This is a genomic window from Kaistella sp. PBT33-4 (genome assembly GCF_029194425.1).
In the GTDB taxonomy this organism is placed as follows: Bacteria; Bacteroidota; Bacteroidia; order Flavobacteriales; family Weeksellaceae; genus Marnyiella.
In genome coordinates this window covers 241,222-257,510 of the sequence record NZ_JARFYL010000004.1, presented here as the reverse complement: position 1 = coordinate 257,510, position 16,289 = coordinate 241,222, and the positions used below count along the sequence as shown (strand labels likewise).

Genomic DNA, 16,289 nt, shown 5'->3' with positions numbered 1-16,289 from the left:
AATGCCTGCAGACCTTATCATCAAATATTTCCCGGATCTCACTGACACTCAGATTAAGCAGTTTGAAAAGCTGGAAGGCCTATATGCCGAATGGAATGAAAAAATCAATGTGATTTCCCGAAAAGATACCGACTCGCTGTATGAGAAACATGTGCTGCACTCGCTGGGTATCGCCAAGATAATGGAGTTTGCCCCGGGTACCAAAGTCCTGGATATCGGCACCGGGGGAGGGTTTCCGGGCATCCCGCTGGCTATTCTGTTCCCCGAAACTCAGTTTACACTTATAGACAGCATCGGTAAGAAAATCACTGTAGTGCGCGCAGTTGCTGAAGCCCTGCAACTTGAGAACGTGACGGCTGTTCATGAACGTGCCGAAAAACTGAAAGAAAAATTTCATTTCGTGGTGAGCCGGGCGGTCACTCAGATGCCCGAATTCCTTCGCTGGCTGCGGGGTAAATTCGAAAAAGAGCAGTTTAGCAGAAAACACAATGGCGTACTGTATCTGAAAGGCGGCGATTTGGGCGAGGAACTGGCCGGTTTGCGCTGCGAAGTCCATTCTTTGAAAGACCATTTCGAAGAAGAATTCTTTGAGACCAAAAAAGTGGTATATTTATCCAAAGGCAATTTTGCTTCCTGATTTTAGATTACATTGACATGCGCTTTTTAGATAAAATATTAACAGAGCTTCTGGAACAAAACCCTGATTTATCAGGGTTTAATATTGTCCTGCCGGGTAAAAGGCCAATTGTTTTCATCAAAAGGATCCTGATGGAAAAAGGCTATTCAGGATTTCTGCCTGCTTTCCATACCATAGAAGACCTGATTCTTGAAATATCGGGGATGCAGCGTTTGCAGGGCATTGGTCTTTGGCTCTTTGCCTACGAGGTGTACAGTGAACTTAACCTTAGTCCGAAGGACGATTTTGCAGGCTTCGTGAAGTGGTTTCCTACTGTACTGAAGGACTGGGATGATATCCTGAAGTTCTCCGACAGTGACAGCGCAGTACTTGAGTATATGTTTGATGAGGAACGCATAAAAGCCTGGGCTCAGGATTTGGGTGAGCAGGAAGAATTGCCGCGTAAGAAATACCTCACCTTCTGGAGGAATATGAATGTGTTTCTTCCTGTTTTGAAGCAGAAACTTCGCGAACGGAACTGGGCGACATCCGGTATGATACATGAGGCAGTGAGAGGTAAGATTGAACCCTTTGCGCAGGAAACGTCAAAGGTATTTGTGTTTTGTGGCTTCAATGCATTTACAAAAGTTGAGGAGCAGCTTGTGCGCAGCCTGCTTCAGTGGGACAGGGGTCAGGTATTTTTCCAGGGTGATGCCTATTATGTTGATGATGAGAAACAGGAAGCGGGAAAATTCCTGAGGGAGCACCGTAAATGGAAGGAATTCAATAACAACCGTGATTTCCGCTGGATTGAAAATGATTTCCGGGAATCCAAAAAAATTAAAGTTTATGAAGTTTCCGGAAATGTTTCTCAAACCAAAATCCTTCCGGGAATTCTGCGTGGGATAAAAGACAGAGAAACAGACCTTTCCGATACCGCCGTTGTTCTGCTGGATGAAAATCTTTTGCCCGCCACCCTGGACGCACTCGCTGAAGTGGAGATCCTGAATATTACTATGGGTTTTCCGCTCAGAAATTTAGGTTTCAGTAACGCGGTGAAACACCTTTTCCATCTGCATAAGCAACTGGAATCAAAACCGGGTTCTTACTACTATAACGACCTGTTCTCAATTCTGGAGGAACTGCCCAATTCCGACGGTGACCTCAGAATAATTTCAGATTTCAAATCATTTGTAGAGTCCCGGAATATTGTTTATCTGTCCGGACGACTCGTTAGCGAACATCTGAAAAACCTTTCTTATTTCGGGCTTTTCCTTCCCGCAGCCGATGTGAATGCGTTTCTGGACCTGATTATTGAGTTCTGCTTTAAACTTAAATTTAACGAACTGGACGATATTCAGTATGAAAACATCTCCCATTTTGAAAAGTCTTTCCGTGTAATCCGCAACCAGTTGGCGCCCTACCGTTTTCCGGTAAAGATGGAAACATTGGAGGTGCTGGTCAATCAGTTGGTGAATTCGGAAGCTATCGATTTTCAGGGAGAACCCTTACAGGGCTTGCAGGTAATGGGGCTTTTGGAGACGAGGCTGCTCAATTTTAGAAATATTATTCTGCTTTCCGTGAATGAGGGCAAACTGCCGCTGGGAAATACTCAGAATTCCTATCTGCCTTTTGATGTAAGGACTCATTTTAACCTTCACACCTTTCTGGAAAACGACAGTATTTACGCTTATCACTTCTACCGTTTGCTTCAGGATGCGGAAAATGTACATCTTCTGTATAATGCGCTGAGTTCCGGTGTGAATACCGGCGAAAAAAGCAGGTTTATCACCCAACTAGAATTTGAAGATCACTTCCATCAGATTGAGCATGTAGTGATCGAGAACGCTTCTGATCCCATGAGCAAGCAGCCGGTTATCATTGAAAAGACGCAGGCGGTGCTGGATCAGCTTGAAGTCTGGAAAACACGCATCTCAGCAACTCACCTTACGGGTTATCTGTATAATCCACTTGACTTTTACCTGACTAAAATACTGAAGACCAGGGAGGCCAGCCAGATTGAGGAAGAACTGTCTGTCATGAATTACGGAAACCTAGTGCATTATGCCCTGCAGGTCATTTATGAAGGTGTAGGCAATGAGGTGCTTCACGAGGGGGATCTGGCATTGACAGACGATCAGTTTCTTGAAGTGATTAATATCTCCATCGAAAATCTGAACCATCAGCCTGAATTCTACGACAAAGGGATGAACTATATCCACAAGAATGTGGCCCTGCGTGCGGTGAAAAAGGTGGTGCAGCACGATCTTGAACTGATAAGAAGCGGCCGTCAACTGCGTATCATAGCTCTGGAACATGAATTTCAGGATGTGGATTTCTACCTGGACGAAGACAGAACAGATAAAGTTTCCTTTTACGGGTTTATCGACCGAATTGATGAGCTGGACGGCGTGCTGAGAATCATTGACTACAAAACAGGGAAAAGTAAGGAGCTTAAAGTTTCAATAGAAGACAAAAACCGCGAGGATTTCTTCTTTAATGACTCCAAAAAACAGGCACTTCAGCTTTGCATTTATAATTATGTTATTGAGCGGCTCCCGCAGTTTGCTAGGCGCAGTATTCAAACAGGCATCTGGAGTTTTGCGGAAGTAGGTAAGGGTGTTGTTCCGCTTCATTTTGAGAAAGGGGAACTTCAGGACGCCATGGTTTCCATACGGAATCTCATCCTTGAAATCTTAAATCCGGAAATTCCCTTTACCGAATCGGTGCATGAAACTTTTGAGATTTAATTACTTTTTGATAAGTTTCTCCGTAAAGTGACTTTTGTCGGTTTTTACGGTAATTAAATAGACTCCGGGCTGCAGGCTGCTGACGTCCATAATTTTGTGGATAGGATTTGAGGTCATTACCAGACGCCCGGCGGGATCGTAAATCTGCACGCTAAGCAATTTTTCAGAAGTGCTGAAATAGATCCGGTCCGTTGCAGGATTTGGATAGAGTTTCACAGTATTCAAATGTGCTGATGATGTAGCCAGGTACTGCTGAAAGGCATTTCCAAAATTTAAGATTCCGTAACCCATCTGTACATTCGTATATGGGTAAAGAGAGGCTGTTTGTCTCAGAACCGTGCGCAGGTACTCACGGGATGTACCGGGTGCGACTGCCTGCAGCAAACATGCAACACCACCTGCCGCCAGGGGCGAGGCCAGGGAAGTTCCGTTTGCGGCAGTTGTGCTGCTGTTGTAAACTGTTGCCGTGGCCGTTCCGCGGGCGCTTGCATCAGGTTTCACCATGCCCGCCGCGTTGGGTCCGTAGGAAGAGAAGGGAGAAGGGTTACCACTTGAATCTACCGAGCCAATGGTGAAAACTTTCGGATTGTCGGCCGGTGTCCCAATGTAATGCCATGTCTGTGAACCGGAATTGCCGGCGGCCGAAACCACGAATATCCCCTTCTCGGCCGCGATCTGTGCGCCGCGCGCAATAAAGGAAGTGGTTCCGTTCATATCGGCGTAGGTATAGCTGTATCTGGGGTCGTCAAAAGTAGTGTAACCCAGGGAAGAGTTGATAACATCAACACCTTTACGGTCGGCTTCTTCAGCAGCCATAATCCAGTAAATTTCTTCCTGCGGAATTTCTACTGAGGCATCTTCTGTGGCATACAGATAAAGGTCGGCATCCGGTGCGGCGCCCACAAACGCCTGATCCAGATATCCACTGATTACACCCAGTACATAAGAACCATGTGAGTTTAGGGCAGTATTATAAATATCGGTAGTCTTGCTGATGAAGTTATATCCGCCTTTTATTTGACCGTTGGTCCAAAGCCTTTGGTAGGCTGTACCTGTATCAACGCTGGGAAATCCGGTATCCAGAACCGCAATTGTGATTCCGGCACCCGTATAGCCCGCCAAATGGAGATTCTTGAGGTTGATCTGTTCTGTCTGGGCCAGTGCAGTACCGTAATTAAAATTGAAGGCAGGTGTTTTTGCTGTTGTAGCGAATTTATCCTGAGATACCGGGCCTTTTACCGTGGCATGAGCATTTCTGGCAAAACTTTGTACAGACTGTACAAAAGGCAGGGTTTGAAGCTGTGCGATTTCTGCCGGAGTGGCCAGCACGGCAACGCCATTCAGCCACTTGGAATAATCTGAAATCGGGAATCCGAGGTTCTGGATGTTCTGCAGGTAAGCGGGCTCCACGGGTGCATCCTGGTCGTTAAGCACAATACCCTGGGCGAGCCGGCGGTCCAATGATTTCTGCGTGAGTTCAGACAGCGGGTTGGCATAAAATGCTGCTTTGTTGGGCTTGTCGGCAAAGTAAACAAAAACAAGTTCGGACTGCGCATAAATGCTGACAGACAGGAGCAAAATAAGGGTACAGCTAAACTTTTTCATAAATTTCTTTAGATATTTAAATATATGTAAATTTACGCCATATTGTATTTAGTATGAAGAAAATTCAGATGGTAGATCTGCAAACGCAGTATTTTAAAATAAAAAGCGACGTTGACAATGCAGTCCTTAATGTGCTTGAGTCGGCCGCGTTTATTAACGGCCCCGAGGTTAAATCCTTTCAGACTGAACTGGAAAACTATCTGGATGTAAAACATGTAATTCCCTGTGCCAACGGTACGGATGCCCTTCAGATTGCCTTGATGGCGTTAGGTCTGGAAGAAGGTGACGAAGTGATTACCGCAGATTTCACATTTGCCGCAACCGTTGAAGTGATCCATCTGCTGAAACTTAAAGCTGTTCTGGTAGATGTAGATTATGACACCTTTACAATGGACACAGAAAAGCTCAGGGCGGCTGTTACACCACGTACCAAAGTAATCATTCCTGTGCATCTTTTTGGTCAATGTGCCAATATGGAAGAAATCCTTTCAGTGGCCAGAGCCCATAAACTGGAGGTGATTGAAGATAATGCCCAGGCCATCGGTTCTGAATTTACATTTTCTGATGGCAGCGTACGCATGGCGGGAACGATGGGAACGATGGGAACAACCTCCTTTTTTCCGTCTAAGAATTTAGGATGTTATGGCGACGGAGGAGCTGTATTCACCAACAGTGACGAGCTGGCGCATAAGCTCCGCGGCATCGTAAATCATGGAATGTATGAAAGATATTATCATGATGAAGTAGGTGTTAATTCAAGGCTCGACAGCGTTCAGGCAACCATTCTGCGCAAAAAACTGCCGCATTTGGATGGATATAATGAAGCCCGCAGAAAAGCAGCAGACTATTACGATGAAGCCTTCGGCAACCATCCACAGATTCTTATACCCAAGAGGACAGATTACTCCACACATGTATTTCATCAGTACACGCTCCGGATACTGAATGGACAGAGGAATGCGTTACAGCAGTTCCTGGCTGAAAGAGAAATACCTGCCATGATCTATTACCCTGTTGCGTTAAGGAAACAGAAAGCCTATTATCAGGAAAGCAATCCGGAAGATTTCGTGAACACCGACCTGCTTTTGGATCAGGTTTTATCACTGCCTATGCATACCGAGTTGGAGGAAGAGCAACTCAAATTCATCACCGATTCAGTACTGGAGTTTCTGTCAACCGCTCAGGATTAGGCAGACTCAATAGTAAAATAATTGAAATCAGGGACACATAATTGCTGTCATATCAGGCCGCGTAGCCTTATCAAACCATTTTAAATGAAAAATTTTCCCAGTACTGAAAACGAAGAGGCAAGGTTGAATAAACTGGCCTATTATGATCTGCTTAATATGGCAAAAGATCAGGATCTCGATGTGTTTTCCGAGGCTGCCTGCCTTGTTACTGATTGTCCGGCATCACTTATTGGAATGATGGAGCGGGATGCACAAACCATACAGAGTTGTGTCGGTCTTGAATTCCAGTGTGTAGACCGCCGGAACACAGTATGTCAGTATACCGTTGAAAGCGGAAAAACACTTGTGATTAATGACACGCTTTCCGACGAACGGACCTCTTCAAACGAACTGATTGTCGCAGGGGGCATCAGATTCTACGCAGGAACTCCACTTCTGGACGATGAGGGGTTTATACTGGGAACGCTTTGCGTTATTGACTTTGAACCCAGGACATTGACTGCCCGTCAGGTTGCGGCACTGGAGAAGATTGGCCAGGCGGCTGCCGTACAGCTGATGGCCAGGCGTAAGCAGACACATGCAGAGTATTTCGAGCAATTGTTTTCAGTAACAAATAATCTTATTTGCGTTACCGACAATGATTATATTTTGAAGGATGCAAATGCGGCATTTTCCCGCACTTTGGAGCTTAAATCCGACGTTAAGGGTCAAAATTTTCTGGATATCCTGAAGGCGCACGGCAGTAGGTCCCTACCGGAAGATTTGCTGCTTAACGATAACCGCGAATACTCCTTCAGGGGTTACCTGCGCTCCGATTCCGGGGAAACAACCATTATTGAATGGCTGATTAAAAGTAACAACAGCGGCACAGAAGTTTTCTGTTTTGGCAGGAATATCACACAGCTTGTTCAGGAGAAACAGCGTTTGGAAAAATCGGAAAAGAAGTTCCGGAGTTTCTTTGAAAATGCCATTGGCCTGATGAGCATGCATGATATGGAAGGAAATATTCTGGCGGTGAATGAAAAAGGACGTCAGATGTTAAATTACAGTTCAGAGGAGGCGAAAAAACTCAACCTGCGTGACCTTGTACCCGAAACGCGGTGGGTTGAGCTCTCCGAGTATCTGGACAGGATAAAGAAAAACGGCGAAGATTCCGGTTACATGGTATTACATTCCCGGGAGGGACAGGAATTTATCTGGATGTACCACAATATGGTAGAGACTGATGAGAATGGGATGCCCTACGTGCTTAGTACTGCATTGAACGTGACTGATAAAATGGCCCTGGAAAAAGATCTTGTTTATACCAAGAAAATTCTGGAACAGACCAGTGCCGCGGCCAGAGTAGGCGGCTGGGAGGTCAATCTTATTACACAGAAAACTTATTGGTCCGACACCACGCGGGAGATTCATATGGTACCACCGGATTACGAGCCGGACCTGGATTCGGCACTTTCTTTTTATACGGAGGAAAGCCGGGAAAGAGTAACTACGCTCTTCAACCGCGCTGTGGGTATGGGAGAACCCTATGATGAGGAACTGCAACTCCAGCTGCCTCAGGGCCGGTGCATCTGGATTCGGTCCATAGGTATTCCTGAATTTGAAAACGGCGTTTGCCGTAAAGTTTTCGGGATTATTCAGGATATAGACCAGGCTAAAAGAACCTATATGGAGCTTGAGAAGAAGGAAGCGATGCTACAGTCTTTTATAAGCGATGTTCCTGTAGCCATTGCGATGTTCGATAATGACCTCAATTACCTCTCAGTTAGCAAGTGCTGGACAGATGAATTTTCCATGGACCCCAATTTCATTATCGGCAAAAATATTTTTCAAATTTCTCCGAACATTCCTGAAGATCGTGTAGAGATCTACAAGGAAGCCCTTGTCGGAAAATCCTACAGTAATGAAAATTTAACCGTTCCCGTTTCCAATAAAGGGGAGCCTCAGAATTACAATCTGCAGGTTGGACCCTGGTACCTGTCTGATGAGGTAATTGGAGGTATCATAGTCACCGTACAGAATGTCACCCAGCGGGTTAAAACTACGCAGGAACTGAAAACTGCCAAAGAAACTGCTATTCTTGCCAACAAAGCAAAATCTGAATTTCTGGCCAATATGAGCCACGAAATCCGAACGCCACTCAACGGTGTCATTGGATTCTCCGACCTCCTGCTGCGCACGCCCCTGAATGAAATGCAGACCCAATACCTCAATTATATCAATGAGTCGGGTGAAAGTTTGCTTTCTATCATTAATGATATCCTGGATTTTTCTAAGATTGAATCGGGCAAACTGGAACTTATGATTGACCGGACTCAGTTATACGACCTCGTTAGTCAGGTGATGAACGTGATCCTGTACCAATCCCAGAAAAAGGATCTTGAACTGCTGTTAAATATTGAGCCCGGGCTGCCACAAATAGTTTTAATGGATGAATCCCGTGTGCGCCAGATTCTTATCAATCTGCTGGGTAATGCAGTGAAATTCACAGACCGTGGCGAAATTGAACTTAAGGTACAGCAACTGGACAAAGATCCGGACCGCATTAAACTAAGATTTTCTGTCCGTGATACCGGTATCGGAATTCCTGAACACAAGCAGCAGCGTATCTTTGATGCTTTCACCCAGGAAGACAGTTCTGTAAGCAAGAAGTATGGTGGTACCGGACTGGGACTTACTATTTCCAATAATATACTGAAGTATATGGGAACTTCGCTGTCACTAAGAAGCACCCTGGGAGAGGGATCCGAGTTTTATTTTGATATAGAAGTGCCGTATGAGGAAGGTAAGATCAATGATGAGGAGGATATAGCCGCCCTGGGTATTGAGCGCGTACTTATTGTAGACGACAACGAAAACAACAGGATGATCCTTCAGCACATGCTCGCTTTTAAAGGAATTAATTCCCGACTTGCCTCGAACGGGATGGAAGCGCTTCAGATTCTAATGGCAGGCGAACGGTTTGATGTCATATTGATGGATTATCATATGCCGGTAATATCGGGCATTGAAACCATTGATAAGATACGTGAACTCTTTAAAGAACAGGAAGAAGTTTCGCCATTGGTAGTGCTTCATACTTCTTCGGAGGAACATGAAGTGATTAACTCCTTCCGAAAGAATGAGAACAGTTTCTGCCTGCTTAAACCCATAAAATCCCGGGATCTTTATCATACGCTGAAACAGGCTGTACAGCAGTTGGATCAACAGGCTGTAAATGTAAAAACCGAAAAGGATGAGGTAACTCTGTCAGGTCTGAAGGTACTGTTGGTAGATGACAACCCCGTGAACATGGTCCTCAACAACCGAATGATGCAGTCCCTGGTGCCTGAAGCGGTTTTTACTGAGGCTACCGACGGTAAGCAGGCCTTAGACCTCTGCCACAGTCAGTTCTTTGACCTCATCCTGATGGATGTGCAGATGCCGGTGATGGACGGAATTGAGGCAACCAGGATGATTCGGCAACTGCCGGGCCAACAGCCAGTAATAATAGGCGTCACAGCCGGTAACGTTTTGGGTGAAAAAGAAAAATGCCTGGACGCGGGTATGGATGATTTCCTGACAAAACCGTTAAGACAGGCAGAGCTTCTGGAAGCACTGAAAACACATATTTATGATAAGGCTGCAGACTGGCAAAATGGGGAGGAATCGGACCTCTATCTGGACATGAACCATCTGGAACAGCAAATAGGGGATGACAAAGACTTTCGTGAAATGTTTCTTAATCTGGTAATTCAGGAAACGGAAACTTCGGGAAAGGCACTTGCTGAAGCCTGTAGGGCAGGAAACGCAGATGAAGTAAAAAAGATTCTCCATAAACTAAAAGGCACCGCGGGCACTGCCGGATTGTTCAGTCTCGCTGATACCGCTGCCAGATGGGAAAATACATTAGACCGTAATCCGGATTTCATCGCTCTGGACAGTGAGATCGCAAAGGCAATAACAAAGGGATTAGAAACAATAAAAAGATTAATAAAATAAACCAGACTATGACTATTTTAATAGCTGAGGATGATGAACTTATTTTAAGAACTATTGAACACAAACTGCAGAAGGAAGGTTACGAAGTGATTCTCACCAGAAACGGAAAGGAGGCAATTGATACAGTTATGGAGAGGAAGGTAGACCTTGTAATTAGTGATATTATGATGCCTTTTGCTTCCGGGGTTGAAATTCTTGCAGCCATAAAATCCGCAGGTAAGAACATCCCTGTAATTATGCTCTCCAGCATGGGCCAGGAAGATGTAATCCTGAACGCTTTTGGTTTGGGAGCAGCCGATTTCATTGTAAAACCTTTCAGCCCTAACGAACTGATACTTAGGGTGAAGAGATTAGCTGCATCCTGATTATGTTGCTTAGTATTTCCCTCCATTTTCTCGTCATAGTACTCATCAGCCTGCTTGCTGTGGTGTTGCTGCTTATTTTTGCTGTACTGCTTTATGGATTGCTGCAGTACCGAAAGCAGGTTAGCATTGAATCGTGGTCTGCAGAGATTGACGCTGTAATTGCCGGGGCGATTGTAAATGGTGGCGAGGTCCCCGGTCGAATCAATAATTCCGGAATTGCCCAGCGTCCTGCCTACCGGAGGCTCATGCTGGAAAAATTAATCAGCGCCGAAAAGAAATTTTCCGGCGGCGCAGGCCTTATCATACGGTCGCTTTTTAATAAAAATGGTCTGGAAAAGGAAAGTTTAAGTAAACTTGGCCAAAAGCGGACGCATCTTATTGCGGGTGGCATACTGGAGCTTACCGCAATGAGGGTAGGAAAGGCTTTGCCGGCCATCTCACGGCTGCTGCATCACCCGTCACCTCAGGTGTATCAGGAGGCACAGTATTCTGTAGTGACTTTCAATGGTTTTGAAGGTCTGAATTTTTTAAATGATGCTCAGGGAATACTGTCGGAATGGCAGCAATTGCGGCTGCTCAATTCCATACCGGAGGTTCCGCCGGATTCTGAAGGCATGCTGCGCGAGTGGCTGCAAAGTGCAAATCCCTCTGTGACTGTTTTTGTACTGCGGATCATCAGCAAATATCAATTGCTTAACATGTATGCTGATGTATTAGCCCTTTTCAGTCATCCAAACATACAAATCCGGCTTCAGGCCGTGGAAACTCTGCAAACACTGGAGAATGCAGAAACACTGTCGGATTATATTTCATCATACGAAACCCAGCCTGATGAGGTGAAAGTTGAAATCATAAATTCAATTTGTAAAATGTCCGACATTCGCGCGGCCGACTTTTTCAGGCAAAAACTATTGGGTAACGACTCTGTAGCAGCAAGGATTGGTGCCGCAAAAGGTCTACACGGACTTAATCTGTCCGGAGAGTTGCAGTCCTTAGCTTCAAAGTCCTGTTCCCCTTCAGAATTGGTTTCAATTATTAAACACGTTTTACAGGAAAAAATATGACAGAGTTTTCCCACATTGTTTATGAGGTTGTAATATGGTTTTTCCTGCTTTATGCATGTGGCGTTCTGCTGGTGTACAGTTGGATGGGAATCTATGCACTTGGAGCTATCCTGCGCTATAAGAGGGAAAACACATTTACAGATTACAATATTATTGCATCCAACCCCAATGCCCCTGTTTTCAGCTTAATTGCCCCCGCATACAATGAGGGGATGACGATTGTGGAAAATGTTCGTTCCCTGCTGTCCCTGTATTATCATAATCTTGAGATTATTATCGTTAATGACGGCAGTAAGGACGATTCCATTCAGAAACTCATCGATGCCTATGAACTTGAGTCTGTGGCTTTTTTTATTCAGGGCAATATACCTACGGCGGAGGTGCGCGGAATCTATAAAAGTAAAAACCCGGCATTTCATAAACTCATAGTCGTGGATAAGGCAAACGGAGGTAAAGCCGATGCGCTGAATGTGGGTGTAAACATTTCCAGCGGAGATTACCTGGTTTGTATTGATGTAGACTGTATTCTGGAGCAGGACTCAATACTTAAACTGGCGAAACCTTTTCTTCAGCAAACTGATAAGAAACTCATCGCCTGCGGCGGAGTAATCCGCCTGGCCAACAACTGCCGGATTGAGAACGGTAAAGTGGTGGAAGTCAATCTGCCGAGAACTTTGCTTGGTAAAACACAGGTCCTGGAATACATCCGTGCTTTCGTTCTCGGACGCATGGCGTGGTCCCGAGCCTCCGGACTTATTCTGATTTCAGGCGCCTTCGGCGTTTTCGACAGGAAAATTGTTTTAGCCTGTGGAGGATATGATAAGAACACAGTGGGCGAAGATATGGAACTTGTGGTGCGCATGCGTCAGTATATGGAGGAGCGCAATGAACCTTATGAAGTGATTACCATTCCGGACCCCCTGTGCTGGACCGAAGCTCCGGAATCCAAAGAAATTCTTGTAAAACAGCGAAACCGATGGATGCGCGGGACTATGGAAACACTTTGGAAGCACCGCCGGATGATGTTCAATCCCAAGTACGGCAAATTAGGCAAGGTAAGCCTTCCGTATTGGTTCAGTTTTGAATTTTTAGGACCAATCATTGAATTTGCGGGATATTTCTTTTTCATCCTTTTCCTCATCCTCGGCATTATCAACTGGTCATTCTTTCTGATTCTCTGTGCTCTCGTTATTTCAGCCGGATTCCTGTATTCATTCTATGCCATTCTTGTTGATCTGGTGAGCAGGCAGGTCTACACCAAGCGAAAGGACTTTCTTTCCTTAATAGGGACGGCCCTTCTGGAACCATTTTACTTTCATCCTATTGTAGTGAAGGCAGGTGTTAAAGGTTTTATCGATTATTTTAAAAAATCACATTCATGGGGCGAAATGACCAGGCAGGGTTTCAGTCAGGAAACAAAAAACCTTCCGTGGGGAAAAAGGATGCTGGCTATCCTGAAATTTGGATTAAGGTCCTGGGGGGTAACTGCTGCTGTGTTTGTACTCATGTTTTTAATTTCAGTGGCTGCCGAATGGGCCTGGTACAGGTATGCAGTAGAAAGTTTTGAATCGCATCTTATCGTACTGAGTCTTCTTTTGGATAATACGCTGTTCCTTTTCAAAATCTTGTTTGGTACTGGTATTATTTATCTGCTGTTAAATTTTGTAAAAACCGGATGGGCCCGTAATCTCGCGCTGATTCTTTTCAGTGCCATGATTATTTTCCAGTTCGTCCTGTTTATTTATTTTTCGGAATCCGGCAACATGCTGGGTGCCGATGTACAGTATTATACCAAAGCTGAAATGAAGCAAACGTTGGATGCCAGTGGAATGCTCACTATGAAGAATATGGCGCTGATGCTAATTCTTACTGTAATTGCGGTAATCCCTTTTTACTTAGCAGGCAGAACTGCTTTTAAATCGCCGCTTGCCGGTATTGTAATTCTGTCCGTAGGACTTGTTTCATTCCTCATCCCCAGACATCTTATCAATACGGATGATATTAACGAATTCGGACAAGCCGCCGCAAAGAGTAAATGGGAATATTTCTTCAGTTCAAACATGAACAATGTGCTTACCCGTCCTGAAATTTCAGAACTCTTAGGCAATGCAGGCAAGTTTAACTTGCATTCAGAAATGCTGGATGAAAATTATCCGTTTTGGAAAAAAGAAGATACACAGGATTTCCTGGGACCTCTGCTAAATAAGTCAGAAAAAGTTCCCAATCTCGTTCTAATTGTAATGGAGGGGTTTGGTCATGCATATACCTCGCCGGAAGGTTATATTGGTAATTTTGCACCTTTTCTAGACAAGCTGTCTTCTAAAGGGCTATCCTGGGAAAATGCCCTCAGTTCTTCCGGGCGTACATTTGCGGCTTTGCCCACGCTCACGGGATCACTTCCTTTCGCGCAGAACGGTTTTCTGGAACTCGAGAGAATACCGCCGCACTTTAACCTTTATAATGTATTGCAGCGGAACGGTTTCAGTACAGGGTTTTATTATGGGGGTGACAGTCATTTTGACAAGATGGACCAGTACCTAAAATATAGCGAAGTAGAACATATTATTGATGAAAAGTCCTTTGGACGGGGTTATTTAAAACTGCCATCAAAAAATGGGCAAAGCTGGGGCTATGAGGATCAGGCCGTATTTTCTAAAATGCTTCACATTCAGGAAGAACAAAACCGTCCCTATTTTAATACGCTATTTACACTTTCAACACACAGTCCTTTCCTCATTAACAAGGCGGGCTACTATGAAAAGCAATTCTTTAGGATTTTGAATTCCGGAAAATTGAATCCGCAACAAAAACAACTTGCCGCTGAGCATAAAAAACAGTTAACCGCAATTCTGAATGCAGACGATGCATTGAAAGGTTTTTTTGAAGAGTACCAGAAACGTGCAGATTTTGCAAACACCATTTTTGTAATTACCGGAGATCACAGTATGCCGGAGATTATGCTGCAGTCTAAAATTGACCGGTTCCGTGTTCCATTGGTTATTTATTCAAGTTTAATCAAAGAACCTAAACGTTTTAATACCATTGTAAGTCATTTTGATGTGGCACCCTCACTGCTTTCCTATTACCGCAGAAATTATAACCTGAAAACGCCGTCCACCGTCGCATGGGTAGGTGAAGGTCTTAAAAGTTCTCAGAGTACAAATGCGGCGGGGATTCCTATCATGAAAAGTAAGGACCAACTCCAGAATTTTGTTTTCGGAAACTATCACTTGCAGGACAAACAGCTTTTTTACTTAACAAAGATGCAGGAGGACCCTGTATATGATGCAAAGGAGCGTAAAAGAATATTGAGTTATTTTAATAATTTCAGGGCTATGAACAGTAGTTTCACCTCATCAAACAAACTAATGCCGGACAGCACAGTGACTAATTTTTTCAGAAACCGGTAATTCCACCCCGTAAATTAACGGGGCCTTTGAATTAAAACCTCCTGGTATATCCCAAAGAAAGATCAAACTGATTCCCACGGGTATTGGCTCTGTATTCCTGATTAAAATACATAGCTCCTACTGAAAAAACGTTGGTTTTGTTTATTACAAAATTATAGTCTGCACCAATTTTAAAGGTTTTCAGTTTATAGTTTTCGCTCTCGAGCAAATTATTGCGGCTGTCGTCGGGACTTATTCCGGTTCCGGCCTGTACGGAGATATAATCGTCAGCACCTTTTGTGTAATATCTTACGGTTCCTGTGTAGGAATGTGAAATATTCTTTTCGTCCGGAGTAATGTACGTTCTAAGGTTAAACCAGAAATTTTTATAGTATTTACCTACTGCAGCCGTATAAAGCCAGATATTGTCTGAAAAATAAAGCTGGCGGTAACCAATTTCGGCCTCAAAACTTTTGGGCAGATTTGCATTCAGAGATAAGCCGGTTCTGTATTTTGGAAAAATGCCGACGTCATCTGAATATCCTGCGCCTACATACAGGTAAAATGTTTTAGAAAGCCGTGGATAAGCTTCCAGTTCAAGCTGAGTGCCGGTATCGCCAAATTTATTAGCCAAATTTCCTTTCAGAATAACGGAGCCGATAGGTGTTACCCTTTTGTAGCTAAGACCTGTTAAATGCCAGTCTTCAGCAAACTGTTTATCAAAATGAGTGTAGCTGTAAGTTATTCCCACCGCATTTTTGGCAGTAAGATCTCTTAGCTTTACAAGAATTTCCCGTGCTTCAGTATTTATTGGATTAATTGTTAAAACTTTATTTGCAGCTTCTTCTGCTTTCAGATACTGATTTTCGCTGAAGTATACTTTCGATTGCAGCAGCCATAATGTTTCTGAGTCAGGATGAAGTGCAGTGGCCTTTTCCAGGATTTCCAGTGCGCGGCTATTACTGTCATTCCAGTATTCCAGAGAGGCATATGCCAGAAAGAAATCGGCATCATCTTCCTGCTTACGCTCAAGTTCGGCAAAAACAGCCCGCGCTTGATCTACGTTCTTATTCCATGTATAGAGCCTCCCTAAAAAAACGGAAATATCGGTGTAATCCGGTGAGATTTCCAAAGCCTGTTTTGCCAGGGAGATGGCTTTCGGATAGTCTTTATCTTCAAATGCGGCTGTGCGGGCCTGAATAAAAACTTCGTCGGAACTTGGCTGTTGCTGCGCCAATGCACTTAAAGGCAACATACAAAATGAAGCAACGGCGATTGTTTTTTTAGGAGCTGAAATAAATGAAAAGTAAGATAATTTCATGGGCGTGT

At 44.3% G+C, this 16,289-nt stretch carries 9 protein-coding genes; 7 read left to right on the top strand and 2 right to left on the bottom strand.

Going from position 1 to position 16,289, the window contains the following annotated elements:
• Nucleotide 1: 1 nt before the first annotated feature.
• Nucleotides 2-637 carry a 16S rRNA (guanine(527)-N(7))-methyltransferase RsmG gene (gene rsmG / locus P0M11_RS09945; RefSeq protein ID WP_275625527.1) on the top strand — a complete coding sequence of 212 codons (636 nt, stop codon included), beginning with the start codon at nt 2-4 and terminating at the stop codon, nt 635-637.
• Nucleotides 638-654: 17 nt separating this feature from the next.
• Complete coding sequence (locus P0M11_RS09940; protein WP_275625526.1) at nt 655-3,366, top strand: PD-(D/E)XK nuclease family protein; 2,712 nt, start codon at nt 655-657, stop codon at nt 3,364-3,366.
• Here the strand turns inward: P0M11_RS09940 and P0M11_RS09935 are convergent, their stop codons facing one another.
• Entirely contained in the window at nt 3,367-4,971 is a 1,605-nt protein-coding gene (locus P0M11_RS09935) for a S8 family peptidase (RefSeq protein ID WP_275625525.1), read from the bottom strand.
• A gap of 53 nt (nt 4,972-5,024) precedes the next feature.
• Between P0M11_RS09935 and P0M11_RS09930 the strand changes: the two genes are divergently transcribed.
• The 5 genes from P0M11_RS09930 to P0M11_RS09910 all read left to right on the top strand — a co-directional run bounded on the left by P0M11_RS09930 (nt 5,025) and on the right by P0M11_RS09910 (nt 14,981).
• Nucleotides 5,025-6,161 carry a DegT/DnrJ/EryC1/StrS family aminotransferase gene (locus tag P0M11_RS09930; protein WP_275625524.1) on the top strand — a complete coding sequence of 379 codons (1,137 nt, stop codon included), beginning with the start codon at nt 5,025-5,027 and terminating at the stop codon, nt 6,159-6,161.
• A gap of 84 nt (nt 6,162-6,245) precedes the next feature.
• Nucleotides 6,246-10,142 (top strand): response regulator, encoded by a 3,897-nt coding sequence (locus tag P0M11_RS09925; RefSeq protein WP_275625523.1) that lies wholly within the window; start codon nt 6,246-6,248, stop codon nt 10,140-10,142.
• A gap of 8 nt (nt 10,143-10,150) precedes the next feature.
• A complete protein-coding gene (locus P0M11_RS09920; protein ID WP_275625522.1) occupies nt 10,151-10,507 on the top strand; it encodes a response regulator in 357 nt (118 codons plus the stop codon).
• Nucleotides 10,508-10,509: 2 nt separating this feature from the next.
• On the top strand, nt 10,510-11,571 hold the full coding sequence (locus P0M11_RS09915) for a HEAT repeat domain-containing protein (protein WP_275625521.1): 1,062 nt from the start codon (nt 10,510-10,512) through the stop codon (nt 11,569-11,571).
• Nucleotides 11,568-14,981 (top strand): sulfatase-like hydrolase/transferase, encoded by a 3,414-nt coding sequence (locus P0M11_RS09910; protein WP_275625520.1) that lies wholly within the window; start codon nt 11,568-11,570, stop codon nt 14,979-14,981. Before P0M11_RS09915 ends, P0M11_RS09910 begins: the two co-directional genes overlap by 4 nt.
• Before the next feature lie 31 nt (nt 14,982-15,012).
• On the opposite strand, the gene P0M11_RS09905 is transcribed toward P0M11_RS09910, so the two are convergent.
• The gene (locus P0M11_RS09905) at nt 15,013-16,281 is read right to left on the bottom strand and encodes a YaiO family outer membrane beta-barrel protein (protein WP_275625519.1); all 1,269 of its coding nucleotides are present in this window, start codon (nt 16,279-16,281) and stop codon (nt 15,013-15,015) included.
• Between the last annotated feature and the right edge of the window lie 8 nt (nt 16,282-16,289).

Excerpts from the sequence above, each read along its gene's own strand:
- P0M11_RS09930 (WP_275625524.1), top strand. The coding sequence starts at position 5,025 with ATGAAGAAAATTCAGATGGTAGATCTGCAAACGCAGTATTTTAAAATA.
- P0M11_RS09910 (WP_275625520.1), top strand. The coding sequence starts at position 11,568 with ATGACAGAGTTTTCCCACATTGTTTATGAGGTTGTAATATGGTTTTTC.
- P0M11_RS09905 (WP_275625519.1), bottom strand. The coding sequence starts at position 16,281 with ATGAAATTATCTTACTTTTCATTTATTTCAGCTCCTAAAAAAACAATC.
- P0M11_RS09925 (WP_275625523.1), top strand. The coding sequence starts at position 6,246 with ATGAAAAATTTTCCCAGTACTGAAAACGAAGAGGCAAGGTTGAATAAA.
- P0M11_RS09935 (WP_275625525.1), bottom strand. The coding sequence starts at position 4,971 with ATGAAAAAGTTTAGCTGTACCCTTATTTTGCTCCTGTCTGTCAGCATT.
- P0M11_RS09920 (WP_275625522.1), top strand. The coding sequence starts at position 10,151 with ATGACTATTTTAATAGCTGAGGATGATGAACTTATTTTAAGAACTATT.
- rsmG (WP_275625527.1), top strand. The coding sequence starts at position 2 with ATGCCTGCAGACCTTATCATCAAATATTTCCCGGATCTCACTGACACT.
- P0M11_RS09940 (WP_275625526.1), top strand. The coding sequence starts at position 655 with ATGCGCTTTTTAGATAAAATATTAACAGAGCTTCTGGAACAAAACCCT.
- P0M11_RS09915 (WP_275625521.1), top strand. The coding sequence starts at position 10,510 with ATGTTGCTTAGTATTTCCCTCCATTTTCTCGTCATAGTACTCATCAGC.